The following is a 14,622-nucleotide window of genomic DNA, read 5'->3' as shown; positions in this document are numbered from 1 at the left end:
TATTTCGGCGACAACGCCAATACGCCCTACGGGGTGCGCGATGCCGATGATATCTTTGATCTGACAACGCGCGGCGTGCAGGCCTTGTTCGACGAGGGCTGCGATCTGGTGATCTTGGCCTGCAACACCGCCTCGGCGGCAGCGCTGCGCCGGATGCAGGAGGGGTGGGTGCCCAAGGACAAGCGCGTCTTGGGTGTGTTCGTGCCGTTGATCGAGGCGTTGACCGAGCGCAAATGGGGCGACAACTCGCCGCCACGCCCCGTCGCGGTGCAGACCGTCGCGCTGTTCGCGACCCCCGCGACAGTGTCGAGCCGCGCATTTCAGCGCGAGTTGGCCTTTCGTGCCATTGGCGTCGATGTGGAGGCGCAGCCCTGTGCCGGGGTCGTCGACGCCATCGAGATGGGCGATATGATCCTGGCCGATGCGTTGGTGCGCAGCCATGTGGAATCGCTATTGCGCCGCATGCCGCGCCCGCAGGCCGCGATCTTGGGCTGTACCCATTACCCGCTGGTCGAAGAGGTGTTTCGCGACGCGCTGGGCGATGATGTGGCGGTCTATTCCCAGCCCAATCTGGTGGCCGAGGCGCTGGCCGATTACCTGACGCGTCACCCGCAAAAGATCGGGCCGGGGGCGGGGTCCAAGTTCTTGACCACGGGCGATCCGAAATCGGTCTCGAACAAGGCCACGCAATTCTTGCGCCGCCGGATCGAGTTCGTCAGCGCCAAGCGCGATTGAGCGCGCGCCGCCCTGCGGCCCAAATTGCCGCGCCCCCTTCACAAGCGGCGGGGCAAGGGGCAAGTTACGGGCGAGCCTGCGTTGTTTGAAATGAGAGGTGTACCATGCGGGGATTGAAAAAGCAGCGGCGGATCCAGATCGTGATGCTTGCCACGCTTGCCTTGGTCTTGTCGGCCTCTCTCATCGGCTATGCGATGCGCGACGGGATCAATTTTTTTCGCCCCCCCTCAGAGGTGGCTGAAAACCCGCCTTCGCCTGACGAGGTGTTCCGCATCGGCGGTCTGGTGGCCGAGGGCAGCCTTGTGCGCGATGCGGGTGAGACGATCCGCTTTCTGGTCACCGATGGCGGGGCCGAAATTCCCGTGACCTATACCGGCATCTTGCCCGATCTCTTCGGTGAGGGGCAGGGGATGGTCGGCACCGGGCGGCTGGTCAACGGCGTCTTCGAGGCCTCCGAGATCTTGGCCCGCCACGACGAGGAATACATGCCCGCCGAGGTGATCGACGCGCTGGAAGCGCAGGGCGTTTATCGTGAAAGCGCGCCGGGCACCTGAGATCAAGCCGCTTTGATGCCTTGGCGTGTCGCCTTCGCGCTGGTCGCCGAGGCCGTGCCGCGTTAGCGTCGCCCCTGCTTGCGCGACGGAGGATGCGATGCAGCTCAAGGATATCGAGATTTTCACCGTGGCTCCGCCGCCGCCCGGCTGGGGCGGGCGGTATTGGCTGATCGTGCGGCTGACCACTGCGTGCGGGATAACGGGCTTGGGCGAGGTCTATGCCGCAGCCGTTGGCCCCAAGGCGATGCATGCGGTGATCGAGGATGTCTTTGCCCGCCATATGCAGGGCGAAAACCCCGAAAATATCGAGTTGATGTCGCGCCGCGTCTGGTCGTCGGGCTTTACCCAGCGGCCCGATCCAACGGCGTTCGGCGCCTTTGCCGGGCTCGAGATGGCGTGCTGGGACATCATGGGCAAGGCGCGTGAACGCCCTGTCTGGGCGATGTTGGGCGGGCGGATGAATGCGCGCGTGCGCGCCTACACCTACCTTTATCCCGAACCGGGCCGCGAAAGCCCCGGCTTTTGGGTCGATGGCCCGGCGCAGGCCGAAGCCGCCGCCGCGCGTGTGGCCGAGGGTTGGACCGCCGTGAAATTCGACCCCGCCGGCCCCTATACGATCCGGGGCGGGCATGCGCCCGCCATGTCCGATATCACCCGCTCGGCCGCGTTTTGCGGCTTGATCCGTGCCGCGGTGGGCGACCGGGCCGATCTTTTGTTCGGCACGCATGGGCAGTTCACGCCGGGCCATGCGATCCGGCTGGCTCGCGCGCTCGAGGTGCATGATCCGCTCTGGTACGAGGAACCGATCCCGCCCGACGACATCGCGGGTCTGGCCGAGGTGGCGCGCGCGACATCCATTCCCGTGGCGGTGGGTGAGCGGCTTTGCGGCAAGATGGAGTTCATGGCCGCACTGCGCGCGGGCGTTCGCATCGTGCAACCCGCCTTGGGCCGCGCGGGCGGCATCTGGGAGGGGCGCAAGATCGCGCTTCTGGCCGAGGCGCATGGCGCGCAGATCGCGCCGCATCTTTACGCCGGCCCCGTGGAATGGGCGGCCAATGTGCATCTGGGCGTCGCCTGTCCGAACCTGTTGATGGTCGAGGCGATCGAGACGCCCTTCCACGAGGCGCTCGTCACCGGGCGGCCCAAGGTCGAAGGCGGCTTTGTCGAAGCGCCCACCGCGCCGGGGCTTGGGATCGAGCTTGACGACACCGTGGCGCGTGCCAACCCCTATACCGGCAAAGGCCTCCATCTGGAGATGCAGGAGGCACCTTGCGATTGGAAGAACGGCAATGCGTTTGCGGGTGGGGCCGCCGATTGATCATCGGGGGGCCTGCGCGCCCCGCCGCTTGACGCGGTACCATGTATACGACAGAATTCAGCTGTATCCGCAAGGATTTGCGCCTGCCCGGCGGTCGGCTGGCGCCATGTTGACTGGCCGTCTTGCCTTTGCCTTTGCGGGCAATCTTGATGGATGATTGATCTTGTCCCCTGACCCATCTGCGGTGCCGACAACCGCGCCGACGCGCCGCGATCTGACGCAGCGTGGCATCACGCGCAAGGGGCTGTTCACCTGTTTTCTGATCGTGGGTGTCACCGGGTTCGGCGGTGTCTTGCCGGTTTTCGTGCATGAGGTGGTGCGCAAGCGCGCATGGCTGGATCAAGAGGAATTCACCGAACTTCTGGCCGTATGCCAAGTGCTGCCCGGCCCCAATATCGTCAATATGTCGATGGTCTTGGGCATGCGCACATGCGGGCTATCGGGGGCCTTTGTCTCGGTTTTGGGGCTTTTGTTGTTGCCGGTGATCTTGGTGCTGGCTTTGGGCACGCTTTATGCCGGTTTCTCGCATCTTCCGGCGGTCGAGGGGGCGGTGCGCGCTATCGCGGCTGCCGCGGCAGGGTTGCTTATCGCCATCACCGCGCGGCTTTTCTGGCCGCAGCGCGCCAATCCGGTGGCCATCGGGATCGGGCTATTGGTCTTGATCGGCATCGCGTGGTTTCGCATCCCATTGATCTGGGTCTTGGGTGTGCTTGGACCGGTTTCCATCGCGCTGACATGGTGGCGGAGACGCGCGCATGGATGACACGATCCTCAGCCTGTTTGGGCATCTGTTGCTGCAATCGCTGATGGCGATCGGCGGGATCTATGTCGTGGTGGCCGAATTGCAGCGGGTCGTCGTGGTCGAGAACGGCTGGATCGCTGCCGATGAGTTTGCCGCCCTTTTCGCATTGGCCCAAGCCGCGCCGGGACCGAACACCATCTTCGTGGCGCTGGTGGGCTGGCGCATGGCGGGGCTTTGGGTGGGGGCTTTGGCGATATGTATCTTCGTTTTGCCTTCGTTTGTCTTGTCGGTGCTTTTGGCGCGTGGTTGGTCACGCTGGGCCGATGAGCGCTGGTTCGATCTCTTGCGCAAGGGTCTGGTGCCGGTGACCGTGGGGCTATTGGCCTCGAGTGCTGCGCTTTTGACGCAAACCTCGGCGGTCAGCCCGATGGCGATCGGTGTGACGGGTGGGGCGGCGGCCTTGTCGCTGCGCACGCGGCTGCCGCCCTTGGCACTCTTGTCGCTTGCCGCGATCTTGGGTGCGTTCGGGCTGGTCTAGGCCCCCTTGGCGCGCCGCCCTTGATCGCGGTGGCTTGGCGCGCGATCCGCGCGATATCGCCCCTGCGCACCATCCGCACGCTCAGGTCGAGCGCGGCCTTGCCTGCGGCAAGCTTGGCCTTGAGGGGGGGTGTGATCATTGGCGGCTGGGATGGTGGTCATTCCGGCGCGGCAGTGGCTCGACAATCTTGCATGCAGGGGTATTCATCCGTATCCAGCAGGGTGAGAAATGGGGGGCAAGCCGATGGATGCAGTGCAGGGGCAGGGGGACCGCATCACGCTGCAGCGCGCCGAGGCCGAAGACTTTGCCGCAGCCCTCCTGATGGGGTCGGGTGTGCCGGAAGCCGAGGCCGCAATCGCCGCACGCTGCCTTGTGCGGGCCGATCTGCGCGGCGTCGATACCCACGGGCTTATCCGCTTGCCCGGATATCTCGATCGCATCGCCAAGGGCCTTGTCGATCCCGCGCCCAAGCTCGAATTCGAGGCGGTGGCGCCCAATGCCGCGCGGCTCGATGGCAAGAACGGCTTGGGTTTCGTCGTGGCCACCCGCGCTGTCGATCACGGTATCGCCTTGGCGCGCGAGATGGGGCTTGGCCTGATCGGGGTGCGCAATTCCACCCATTACGGCATGGCGGCCACATATCTGCTGCAAGCGGTCGAGGCGGGCTTTGCCGCGATGGTCTATACCAATGCCTCGCCCGCGCTGCCGCCTTGGGGTGGGCGGAGCGAGATGTTCGGCACCTCGCCATTCGCGGTGGGAGTGCCTGCACCGGGATCGGTGCCTTTCGTCCTCGACATGGCCCCCACGGTCGTGGCGCGGGGCAAGATCCGCAAGGCCGCGCGCGAGGGGCGGGCGATCCCCGAAGGCTGGGGCCTCGATGCCGAGGGGCGCAACACCACCGATCCGGCAGCGGTGATGGCGGGCGGCGTCTTGTTGCCCATCGGCGGGGCCAAGGGGGCGGGGCTGTCGATGATGCTCGACATCCTGTGCGGCGTGCTGACCGGGGCGCGCTATGGCGGCGAGGTGGGCGATCAATACAAGCGCTACGACCGCCCGCAAGGTGTGGGGCATTTCATCTTGGTCATGCGCCCCGATCTGTTCCTTTCAGCCGAGGAAGTGGCGGCGCGGATGGGCGATCTTGTGGGGCGGGTCAAAGCCAATCCAAAGGCCGCGGGCGTCGATGAAATCTTCATGCCCGGCGAGATCGAAGCCCGCCGGGAGGCCGAGCGCTTCGCCCAAGGCATCCCCTACGCCCGTGCCGATCTGGTGCCACTGGTCGATCTGGCGATTGCGGCGGGTATTGCACGGCCCAAGGGGCTTTAGCTGCTCAATACTGGAACATCATGCCAAGCCGGGTGTCGCGGGCATGGCGGATATGGCTGCGGGCGTGATCCTCGGCCGCATCGGGATTACGGGCCTCGATCGCATCCAGAATGGCCAGATGCTCGCCCACCGCGTTGCCTTGCCTGCCACCCACAGCGAAGGTGGTCGAGGGCAACAGCATCAGCGTGTCATGCATGCCGTCGAGGATGGTGAGCAGGAACTTGTTATGCGCCGCCTCGTAGATCGCGGCGTGAAAGGCGCGGTTGAGTTGTGCCACGCGGGCTGGATCATCGGCTTGGGTCGCGGCAAAGGCCTCGGCGATCTGGCGCATGGTGAACAGATCGGAGGGCGAGGCATGCTGGGCGGCAAAGCGCGCCGCACTCCCCTCCATCAATTCGCGCACGGCGTAAAGCTCCAGCACGGCGGTGCGGTCAAGCTGGGTCACCGCAAGGCCCGTGGCCGTCATCTGCAACAGCCCGCGTTCTTGCAGCCGCGACAGCGCCTCGCGCACCGGGGTGCGGGAGACGTCGAAGGATTTCGCCACATCCTCGGCGCGAATGCGATCACCGGGCAAGTATGTGCCGGTGCGCAAGCCATCGATAAATGCCGCATAGACGGTTTGCGCGATCGACATGTTGCAAGTCTTCCCATCTGGTCTGGTCGGGCCGGCCCCTTGGGTCTGCCCGTTTCGCCGGACCGCTATAGCGCTGCATGGCATATGGGGTAAAGCGGCTTGGTGTTTGAGGGGGGAATCGGGTGGTGTTGCCCGCGCTTTGCGGAATTTCGCGCCACGCTCCAAGGGCAAAATGCGATCTTATACTGAAATTTGGCTAGGTTAGGAGACGCATATGTCCAATAAAGATTACAGTTGAAGTTGTAAACTTGTCATGACACTCTGTCTTTGGAGGATTGCGTCTTCCCCTGGCGCAAACCCCTAAGCGGCGTGGCATCCCGCCCGCCTTTGACAAGAAGAGAAAGGAGGGGCGTAGGATGTCCAACGATCCCGATAAGGTATGGCCAACCGGCTTGACCCTGAAAGAAGCAGAAGAGGTGCATAGCTACCTCATCGACGGCACACGGGTCTTCGGCGCGATCGCGCTTTTGGCACATGTGCTGGTGGCCGTATCCACACCGTGGCTTGGCTGAGGGAGACACATCATGAATAATGCGAAGATGTGGCTCGTGGTCAAACCCACCGTGGGTGTGCCGCTGTTCCTCGGTGCTGTTGCCGTGGGCTCTTTCGCTGTCCATGTGGCAGTGCTGAGCAACACGACATGGGTTGCCGATTTCCTCTCTGGCGCATCCGCTGCAAGCGGCAGCGCGGCGTTGCAGACCGAGCAGGCGATTTTGCCCGCAACGGCCCAAGCGACGACCTCGTTGCCGATGTATCTGGAAGCACAGGCCGATGGCACCCAATCCATGCGGGTGATCTTGCCCGATGGGCGTACGGCAACACTGGTAGTTGACGATCTGACCCAAGCCGCCTTGCGGTAAAGGGCCGATCCGATGCTGAACGACCGTAACATACGGGTCGGAGGCCGCGGCTGAACGCGCACCCCCGACCCGACCCCGGCCCGCCCCCGGACAATGGGCGGCATGGAAGCTGATATCATGGCCAGTTTACGCGATAACGCGCTGCGCAAGATCCAGACAATCGGCCCGCGATTTCTGCCCTTTGCGGATGTCGCGACCGAGGCGGTGCCGCTGTCGCGGCTATTACGGCTATCGCTGTTTCAGGTGACCGTTGGCATGGCGTTGGTGCTGCTGGTCGGCACGCTGAACCGCGTGATGATCGTGGAGCTGGGCGTGCCTGCCAGCTTGGTAGGGCTGATGATCGCGCTGCCGTTGGTCTTTGCGCCGTTTCGTGCGCTCATTGGTTATAAATCCGATATTCACAGATCCGCGCTTGGCTGGCGGCGCGTTCCCTACATCTGGAAGGGAACGATGCTGCAATTCGGTGGTTTTGCCATCATGCCTTTCGCGCTTTTGGTGCTTGCGGGCTATGATCAGGCCGCCGATGCGCCGATCTGGATCGGTCATTCGGCGGCTGCGCTTGCCTTTTTGCTGGTGGGGGCGGGGATACATACGGTGCAAACCGTGGGCCTTGCGCTTGCCACCGATCTGGTGAGCGTCGAGGAGCAACCAAAGGTCGTGGGGCTGATGTATGTCATGCTGCTTTTGGGAATGATTGGATCGGCGCTGATCTTTGGCTGGCTGCTGGAGCCCTACACGCCGGGGCGTCTGATCCAAGTGGTGCAAGGCGCGGCCGTGATCACCGTGGCACTGAACCTGATCGCGCTGTGGAAGCAAGAACCGCGCGACCGCGCGCGCGCGTCACGCGTCGAAACGCATCCCGAATTCCGTGACGCGTGGCGGCTGTTCGTCCAAGGCCGTACGGCGGTGGGCCTATTGATCGTGATCGCATTGGGGACCATGGGTTTTGGCATGGCCGATGTACTGTTGGAACCCTATGGTGGGCAGGTTCTGGACCTGTCGGTCGCGGCCACCACACGGCTGACGGCCATTCTGGCGGGTGGTGGGCTGATCGGGTTCGCCATTGCTTCGAAAGTCCTCATCAACGGGCGCGACCCGCTGGATGTGGCTTTTTGGGGGGCGCTGATCGGTGTGCCTGCCTTCGCGCTCATCATCGCTGCGGGCCCGATGGGCGAGGCCGCGATTTTCGTGATCGGCACAGGCCTTGCTGGTCTGGGTGCGGGGCTGTTTGGCCATGGCACGCTCACGGCCACCATGCGCAGTGCGCCGCGCGCGCAGGTGGGCCTTGCGCTTGGCGCTTGGGGGGCGGTGCAAGCCACCGCCGCGGGCGTCTCGGTGGCGCTTGGCGGCATGATCCGGGACTTTGTCGTCGCCCTTCCCGGAAGCGAGTCTTTTCGACCCGAAACACCCTATTCGCCAGTTTTCAGCCTGGAACTGGTGCTCGTGGCCGCCGCTGTCGTGGCCGTATTGCTGATAAAGCGCAAGCAGGCTCGCCTTGACCAGACCGCAAGCTATTATCCAAACCGGCAGGATCGACCGGACCCTTCCGCCGCACACACCGCATACCGCGCCGCTGAGGCGTCGGTACAACCGAGGGGATACCCATGACCAAGATTATCACGCGGTATTTCGACAACGTCGAGAAAGCCCGGCGGGTCCGGAGCGAACTGGTCCAGATGCAGCGTTTTTCGCCGCGCATTATGGATTTGTATGAGAATGCCGATGGCCTTGCCGCAACACTGACGGGCGCGCATGTCGAGGCCGCTACCGCACGTGCCTATCAAGATCGCATGTCCAAGGGCGGAGCCGTGTTGCTGGTCCGTGCAGGCTACAGGCCACTTGGCGTGGCAAAGATTACCCGTGAGGTGACCGCCGAGATGGGCGCCGCCGACATGGGCGGGTTGGTCGAGGAAATTCTTATTCCGGATCGGCCAGAACCTTATGCCAACAGCCTGCTGCTGGATCATCCGCATCTGCTCACGCGCGAAAGGGTGCCGGGCAGCACGACCTATCACATGGCGAACTGGCCGATTCCGCTGATAAGCCGGCGCAAGCCCATGACGGAGTCAGTCATCGAGCCACATGGCTACATGGCGAATTGGCCGATCGATCACCTTGTCCCGCACAAGGTTCGCTATGGCCGCTTCCCCTTTGGCCTGCTGGCCCCGCATAACGTCCGCTATGGCCGCTTTCCCTTTGGCCTGCTGGTCCCGGGCAACAAGTACATGGCGAATTTCCCTTTCGGTCACATCATTCCGGGCCACAAGTTCCAAGCGAAATTCCCGTTCGGGCATCTGGTGCCACGCGGCATGCGGATGGCGAACTGGCCGTTCCCGTTGCTCATCAACGGCAAACCCGGAACAAATGCGATCATTCCCAAGGGGCCGCGGATGGCGAATTTCCCCATTCCGCTTCTCAGCGCGCGCAAGCCTGCCGACAAGTTCGCCTTTCCGCGCCATAGCCGGATGGCCAACTTCTTGTTGCCCCTGCTCAGCCGCCGTGAGCCGTTCACCGGATCGATCTTTCCGCGTCACGCGCGGATGGCCGATTTCATCTTGCCGCTGGTGACCAGGTCGAGCGTGCGCCAGCCCGATTCCGACAAATCGTTCTCTTTTTCGCGGATGCTCGGGCTGCCGACGCTCAAGGAACGCTGACGCACGAGCGGTCGGGCGAATGTATAAAGGCCGGGCATCGCGCCCGGCCTTTTGTTTTGACGGCCTATTCCGCTGCGGCGCGTTTGGGCAGAACCCAGTTCGGCCGCACGAAATGGCAGGTGTAGCCATGCGGGATGCGCTGCAGGTAATCTTGATGCTCGGGCTCGGCCTCCCAAAAGGGGCCGACGGGGTCCAGCTCCGTTACCACGCGGCCCGGCCAGAGGCGCGAGGCTTCCACATCGGCGATCGTGTCCAGCGCGCAGGCCTTCTGCGCCTCATCGACGTAGTATATCGCTGAACGGTAGGACATGCCGCGGTCGTTGCCCTGCCGGTTCGGGGTGGTCGGGTCATGGATTTGGAAGAAGAACTCGAGGATCTCACGGTAGCTGATGATGCTTGGGTCGAAGATAATCTCGATCCCCTCGGCATGGGTGCCGTGATTGCGGTAGGTCGCGTTGGCCACATCGCCGCCCGTGTAGCCAACGCGGGTGCCGATCACGCCGGGTTTGTGCCGGATCAATTCCTGCATGCCCCAAAAACACCCACCCGCCAGAACCGCTCGTTCGCGTTGATCGCTCATGCGATATCCTCCACTTGATCGAGATAATCCCCGTAGCCTTCGGCCTCCATGTCGTCACGATGCACGAAGCGCAGCGAGGCCGAGTTGATGCAATAGCGCAAGCCCCCCCGGTCCCTTGGCCCGTCGGGAAAGACATGGCCCAGATGGCTGTCGCCATGCTTGGAGCGCACCTCGGTGCGGATCATGCCATGACTCAGATCGCGCAGCTCGACGACATGGGCCGGTACGATCGGTTTGACGAAGCTGGGCCAGCCGCAGCCGGACTCGAATTTGTCGCCCGAAGCGAACAGTGGCTCGCCCGAGACGATATCGACATAGATGCCCGGTTCCTTGTTGTAGAGATATGCGCCGGTTCCCGGCCGCTCGGTGCCGGAGCGTTGGGTCACATGGAATTGCTCGGCACTCAACGCGGCGATGATGTCGGGATTCTTGGTGTAGCGGGTCATGCGGTATCCCTGTCCTTGGCTTGCCCATCGCTATATGGGGTGCGGACGATGCGCTGTCCAATCACGGCGACGTAAAAACGCCCCGCTTTGGGGGCGGGGCGTGCAAGGCGGTCTATCGAGCGGGATTGGCGCTCATGCACCCCAGCTGCGGACATCGCCGCAATCCATATGCACGAAGTTCGAGCGCGAATAGCGACCCACGCCGCCCGCGTTACAAGCGCGCGCAGCGTTGAAGATCTGTGTCACGCTGCGCGAGGAGAGGCGCAGATCGGCCGCTTCGCCACGCATGTGCAGCGAGTTGCGCGCAACGCCCGAGGATTGACGGCGCAGCATTGCGTTGGTCTCAGCGCTCCGAAAACCCGAGAGCAGTGTAAAAGGCTCGGCCGTATCGAGGAGGTTATGCGACGCGGTCATGATATCGACGGTGCGCTTATCGATCTGATGCACACGCCCATTCCGCCAATCGCGCATGAAATGATTGACCTCATCCAGCGCGGGTTGGATGTATTCCCCGTCGATCCAATAGATCATGTCGAGGCTTTCACCGGCGCGGCCATTGTACATGCGCAGGCGGCGGATATCGCCGGCACCGCGCAGAAATCCAGTCGCATTCGCCATGACAGGGGCCGCCGTAACAGCCGTAGCCGCAAAAGCACGCAGGAGCGCGCGACGCGTGACCTTTGCTTCAATCATTGGTCAGAGTGCCCCATGTCGTATTCGCCCTTGTCCCACAGCGACCCCTTTTCCGAGGTCGTCTTTTTGCATTCCCCCCACAGGCGCAGAGAAATAAATGACATACCCTGCTGATTTGGAAAAGAGTCTGTGTTCATTATTCCGTCGTTTTTTCGGATTTCGGCGATTTTCCGCCACTTCACGCCCCGGTCCAGCGCGCGGTCGCGGGGTGATGCGCGTTCTCTCACCCCATCGCGGGGCGGTGGCGCTGCGGCGTTGACGCAACAGGGAAAAAGAAAGCGGTGACATGCTCTGGATGCTGGGGCCAATGCCTTGTCAAACTATGAACAGCGTCGACAATTTTTTGGTGTATTGTCGACGTTGCGTTTTCGGTTCTGGAAGGATGACGTTGTAATGCCCTTTCGCCTTGCCAAGATGTCCCTGACATCAGCGATATTTGCCATCTTCCTTGGCGGTTTCGCCGTGACCTTGCCGCTTGCAGCCGATGCGCAGGCCTTTTCCGCTGAACGGCAATCGATCGCCGAAGCCGCCGCCGATGACGAAGCGCTGGTCGCCTTTTACCGGGATCGTGATTTCGCGCCTGTTTGGACCGGGCCTGATGATGAGGCGCGGCGTACCGCACTTGTACGCGCGCTGGAAAAGGCCCCGTATCACGGGTTGCCTGCTGCGCGCTACGATATCGCCGGTCTACGCGCGGCCTTTGCCGCAGCGAGCAACCCTTGGATGCGCGGCCAGGCCGATGTCACGGCCAGTCGTCTGTTCTTGCGCTATGCGCGCGATGTGCACGGCGGATTTCTCGATCCCTCGCGCCTCATTCCCGATATCTTTCAAGATCAGCCGCATCGCGACCCTTATGCGCTGATGACGGCGTTCCTCGCGGCCGAGCCGCATCGTTTCATGGCGTCGCTGCCGCCGCAAAGCCCCGGCTACAACCGCCTGATGCATATGAAGATGACGCTTGAGAACATGGCGCGCGCGGGTGGTTACGGCGCGCGTGTGCAGGCCAACAGCCTGCGGCCCGGCGATAGCGGCGCGGCGGTGGTGCAACTGCGCGACCGGTTGATCCGCATGGGTTATTTGGCGCGCGCGGCCACAGCCGAATATGACGCAAGGCTGCAAGCGGCGGTCATCGCCTTTCAGATCAACAACGGGCTCGAGGCCGATGGCGTGGCCGGGGCCGATACCATCGCCGCCGTCAATGCCTCGATCGAGGATCATTGGAACGAGGTGGTGCTGGCGATGGAGCGGCATCGCTGGCTGAATGACGGGCAGGTCCATGATCGGTTGATCTTCGTAAATCTGACCGACTTTCATACCCGCGTGATCGACAATGGCGAGGTCAGCTTCATCACCCGCTCGGTGATCGGCGCGCGTGACCGCCAGACGCCCGAGTTCTCGGACGAGATGGAGCATATGGTCATCAACCCCAGCTGGTATGTGCCGCGCTCGATCGCGCAGCGCAGCTATATTCCGGGCATTCTGGCCGGGCGCAGCACCTATATGCAGCTGATGAGCAATGGCCGCGTGATCGACCGCTCGGGCATCGATATGAGCCGCTTCTCGGTGTCGAGTTTTCCTTTCGACCTGCGACAGCCGCCGGGGCCGAACAATGCGCTGGGAACCGTCAAGTTCATGTTCCCCAATCGTCATGCCATCTATCTGCATGACACGCCCGAGCAGCATTTGATGAGCCGCAGCGTGCGGGCCTATTCCTCGGGCTGTATCCGCTTGGCCGATCCGCATGCGTTCGCCTATCACCTTCTGTCGCGGCAAAGCGATGATCCCGTCGGGCAGTTCCAAGGCATCCTCAAATCGGGCAATGAGACCTATCTGCATCTGGACACGCATATCCCAGTTCATCTGACCTATTGGACGGCGTGGGTCGAAAGCGATGGGCATTTGCAGACCCGGCCCGATATCTATGGACGCAACGCGATCCTGAGCCGCGCGATACAATCGCTTGGGGTGGTCATGCCCGAGGCTTCCAGCTAATCCTTGCCCCGCAAAGCATGATCGCGGGGCGCAAGGGAAAGATGGCAGGGCACAGCATCGAGGCAATCGCCGCTGCATTGGGCGCGCAGGCATTCGGCGCGGGCGATATCGTCGTCACCGGCTTGGCCGAGCCGGCCTGCGCGGGGCCAAATGATCTGGCCATGGCCATGCGGCCCGCCTATGCGGCGGATCTTGCCAAGGGGCGCGCACGGGCCGCGCTGATCGGTGCGGATATGGATTGGCGTGCCTTGGGGCTGGAAGCCGCGATCGTGGCACCGCGCCCAAGGCTGGCGATGGCCGTTGTGACGCAAGCCTTGGACCAAGGCCCGGAGATCGCGCCGGGCATCCATCACAGTGCAGTGATCGCGCCCGGTGCCCGGATCGGAGAGGGGGCGGCCATCGGCCCCTTCGTCGTGATCGGGTCAAGCGCCGTGATCGGCGCGCGCGCGCGGATCGTGTCCCATGTCACCATCGCAGAGGGCGCGCAGATAGGCGATGACGCGCTGATCTATTCCGGCGCCCGGATCGGGGCGCGTGTGCGCATCGGCGCGCGCGCGATCTTGCAGCCCAATTGCGTGATCGGTGCCGATGGCTTCAGCTTCGTCACCCCCGCACCCAGCCAGGTCGAAAAGATCCGCGCGAGCCTTGGGCAAGATGACGGCGCGGTCACCCCACAAGACTGGCGGCGCATCCATTCGCTCGGGTCGGTGCAGATCGGTGATGATGTCGAGATCGGGGCCAATGCGACGATCGACCGGGGCACCATCGCCGACACGGTGATCGGCGATGGCACCAAGCTCGATAACATGGTCCATGTCGGTCATAATGTGCGTGTTGGGCGCGATTGCCTGCTTTGCGGTCAGGTGGGGATCGCGGGATCGGTCAAGATCGGGGATCGCGTTGTCCTCGGCGGGCAGACGGGTGTGGCCGATAATCTGGAGATCGGATCGGATGTGGTGACGGGGGCCTCGACCATCATCTTGTCGACCGTCCCGTCTGGCCGTGCGCTCTTGGGCTACCCGGCGGTGCGGATGGAAACGCAGGTCGCGATGTACAAGAACCTCCGCCGCCTGCCGCGGCTGGCCCAAGCGGTCGCGGAGATGAAGAAAGCCGTTTTCAAGGGCGACAAGACGCCGTAATTGACCCGCGTGTAAGAACGGAGTGGTGCCATGACCGACAGTGTCAGGGAAAAGGTGATCGCGATCATCGCCGAACAGGCGGTGCTGGAGCCCGGTGACATCACGCCCACGGCCACGCTGGCCGATCTGGGCATCGACAGCCTTGGGTTGGTCGAGTCGATCTTCGCCATCGAAGAGGCTTTCGATATCCAGATCCCCTTCAACGCCAATGAGCCCGATCAAAGCGATTTCGACATCTCCTCGGTCGATTCCATCATCGCCGCGGTCGCGGGGCTGGTCGCGGCCCAAAAAGGCGCCTGAGACGCAATGCGCCGCGTCGTGATCACCGGCCAAGGCACGATCAACGCGCTTGGCCAAGATGTGCCGCAGACACTGGCCGCCATGCGCGAGGGGCGTTGCGGGATCGGCGAGTTG

General features: G+C 63.3%; 17 protein-coding genes. 13 read left to right on the top strand and 4 right to left on the bottom strand.

What is annotated here, in order from left to right:
* From ACTG4J_RS10375 to ACTG4J_RS10350, 6 genes are all read left to right on the top strand, one after another.
* The coding region (locus ACTG4J_RS10375; protein ID WP_439139287.1) for a glutamate racemase at positions 1–735 on the top strand (735 nt) is incomplete at its 5' end.
* Positions 736–839: 104 nt separating this feature from the next.
* A complete protein-coding gene (ccmE, locus tag ACTG4J_RS10370; protein ID WP_439139285.1) occupies positions 840–1,289 on the top strand; it encodes a cytochrome c maturation protein CcmE in 450 nt (149 codons plus the stop codon).
* A 97-nt stretch (positions 1,290–1,386) separates the two neighbouring features.
* Positions 1,387–2,607, top strand: coding sequence for a mandelate racemase/muconate lactonizing enzyme family protein (locus ACTG4J_RS10365; RefSeq protein WP_439139283.1), 1,221 nt, complete (start codon positions 1,387–1,389; stop codon positions 2,605–2,607).
* Positions 2,608–2,770: 163 nt separating this feature from the next.
* On the top strand, positions 2,771–3,370 hold the full coding sequence (locus ACTG4J_RS10360) for a chromate transporter (RefSeq protein WP_439139281.1): 600 nt from the start codon (positions 2,771–2,773) through the stop codon (positions 3,368–3,370).
* Positions 3,363–3,887 carry a chromate transporter gene (locus ACTG4J_RS10355; protein ID WP_439139279.1) on the top strand — a complete coding sequence of 175 codons (525 nt, stop codon included), beginning with the start codon at positions 3,363–3,365 and terminating at the stop codon, positions 3,885–3,887. Before ACTG4J_RS10360 ends, ACTG4J_RS10355 begins: the two co-directional genes overlap by 8 nt.
* Before the next feature lie 243 nt (positions 3,888–4,130).
* Entirely contained in the window at positions 4,131–5,210 is a 1,080-nt protein-coding gene (locus ACTG4J_RS10350; protein ID WP_439139277.1) for an Ldh family oxidoreductase, read from the top strand.
* Between the two features lie 4 nt (positions 5,211–5,214).
* On the opposite strand, the gene ACTG4J_RS10345 is transcribed toward ACTG4J_RS10350, so the two are convergent.
* Positions 5,215–5,844 carry a GntR family transcriptional regulator gene (locus ACTG4J_RS10345; RefSeq protein WP_439139275.1) on the bottom strand — a complete coding sequence of 210 codons (630 nt, stop codon included), beginning with the start codon at positions 5,842–5,844 and terminating at the stop codon, positions 5,215–5,217.
* A 356-nt stretch (positions 5,845–6,200) separates the two neighbouring features.
* On the opposite strand from ACTG4J_RS10345, the gene pufB reads away from it, so the two are divergent.
* The 4 genes from pufB (at position 6,201) to ACTG4J_RS10325 (ending at position 9,358) form a co-directional block, all read left to right on the top strand.
* The gene (gene pufB, locus ACTG4J_RS10340; RefSeq protein WP_213683897.1) at positions 6,201–6,356 is read left to right on the top strand and encodes a light-harvesting antenna LH1, beta subunit; all 156 of its coding nucleotides are present in this window, start codon (positions 6,201–6,203) and stop codon (positions 6,354–6,356) included.
* A 12-nt stretch (positions 6,357–6,368) separates the two neighbouring features.
* The gene (locus ACTG4J_RS10335) at positions 6,369–6,704 is read left to right on the top strand and encodes a light-harvesting protein (protein WP_439139273.1); all 336 of its coding nucleotides are present in this window, start codon (positions 6,369–6,371) and stop codon (positions 6,702–6,704) included.
* A gap of 117 nt (positions 6,705–6,821) precedes the next feature.
* Positions 6,822–8,312, top strand: coding sequence for a PucC family protein (locus ACTG4J_RS10330; RefSeq protein ID WP_439139289.1), 1,491 nt, complete (start codon positions 6,822–6,824; stop codon positions 8,310–8,312).
* A complete protein-coding gene (locus ACTG4J_RS10325) occupies positions 8,309–9,358 on the top strand; it encodes a PucR family transcriptional regulator (protein ID WP_439139271.1) in 1,050 nt (349 codons plus the stop codon). Before ACTG4J_RS10330 ends, ACTG4J_RS10325 begins: the two co-directional genes overlap by 4 nt.
* A 64-nt stretch (positions 9,359–9,422) precedes the next feature.
* Here the strand turns inward: ACTG4J_RS10325 and msrA are convergent, their stop codons facing one another.
* The 3 genes from msrA to ACTG4J_RS10310 all read right to left on the bottom strand — a co-directional run bounded on the left by msrA (position 9,423) and on the right by ACTG4J_RS10310 (position 11,077).
* Positions 9,423–9,938 (bottom strand): peptide-methionine (S)-S-oxide reductase MsrA, encoded by a 516-nt coding sequence (gene msrA / locus ACTG4J_RS10320; protein WP_439139269.1) that lies wholly within the window; start codon positions 9,936–9,938, stop codon positions 9,423–9,425.
* Positions 9,935–10,384, bottom strand: a complete 450-nt coding sequence (gene msrB, locus ACTG4J_RS10315; protein ID WP_439139267.1) for a peptide-methionine (R)-S-oxide reductase MsrB — start codon at positions 10,382–10,384, stop codon at positions 9,935–9,937. Before msrB ends, msrA begins: the two co-directional genes overlap by 4 nt.
* Positions 10,385–10,516: 132 nt before the next feature.
* The gene (locus ACTG4J_RS10310; RefSeq protein ID WP_439139265.1) at positions 10,517–11,077 is read right to left on the bottom strand and encodes a YcbK family protein; all 561 of its coding nucleotides are present in this window, start codon (positions 11,075–11,077) and stop codon (positions 10,517–10,519) included.
* A gap of 414 nt (positions 11,078–11,491) precedes the next feature.
* Between ACTG4J_RS10310 and ACTG4J_RS10305 the strand changes: the two genes are divergently transcribed.
* From ACTG4J_RS10305 to ACTG4J_RS10295, 3 genes are read left to right on the top strand one after another with little or no spacing between them, the layout of a single operon-like run.
* On the top strand, positions 11,492–13,069 hold the full coding sequence (locus ACTG4J_RS10305) for a L,D-transpeptidase family protein (RefSeq protein ID WP_439139264.1): 1,578 nt from the start codon (positions 11,492–11,494) through the stop codon (positions 13,067–13,069).
* Positions 13,070–13,110: 41 nt separating this feature from the next.
* The gene (locus tag ACTG4J_RS10300) at positions 13,111–14,208 is read left to right on the top strand and encodes a UDP-3-O-(3-hydroxymyristoyl)glucosamine N-acyltransferase (protein WP_439139262.1); all 1,098 of its coding nucleotides are present in this window, start codon (positions 13,111–13,113) and stop codon (positions 14,206–14,208) included.
* A 30-nt stretch (positions 14,209–14,238) separates the two neighbouring features.
* Positions 14,239–14,508 carry an acyl carrier protein gene (locus ACTG4J_RS10295; RefSeq protein ID WP_439139261.1) on the top strand — a complete coding sequence of 90 codons (270 nt, stop codon included), beginning with the start codon at positions 14,239–14,241 and terminating at the stop codon, positions 14,506–14,508.
* Positions 14,509–14,622: the final 114 nt, after the last annotated feature.

It is taken from the genome of Roseicyclus sp., from assembly GCF_965662675.1.
Lineage (GTDB): Bacteria > Pseudomonadota > Alphaproteobacteria > Rhodobacterales > Rhodobacteraceae > Roseicyclus.
This window is presented reverse-complemented; position numbering and strand designations above follow the sequence as displayed.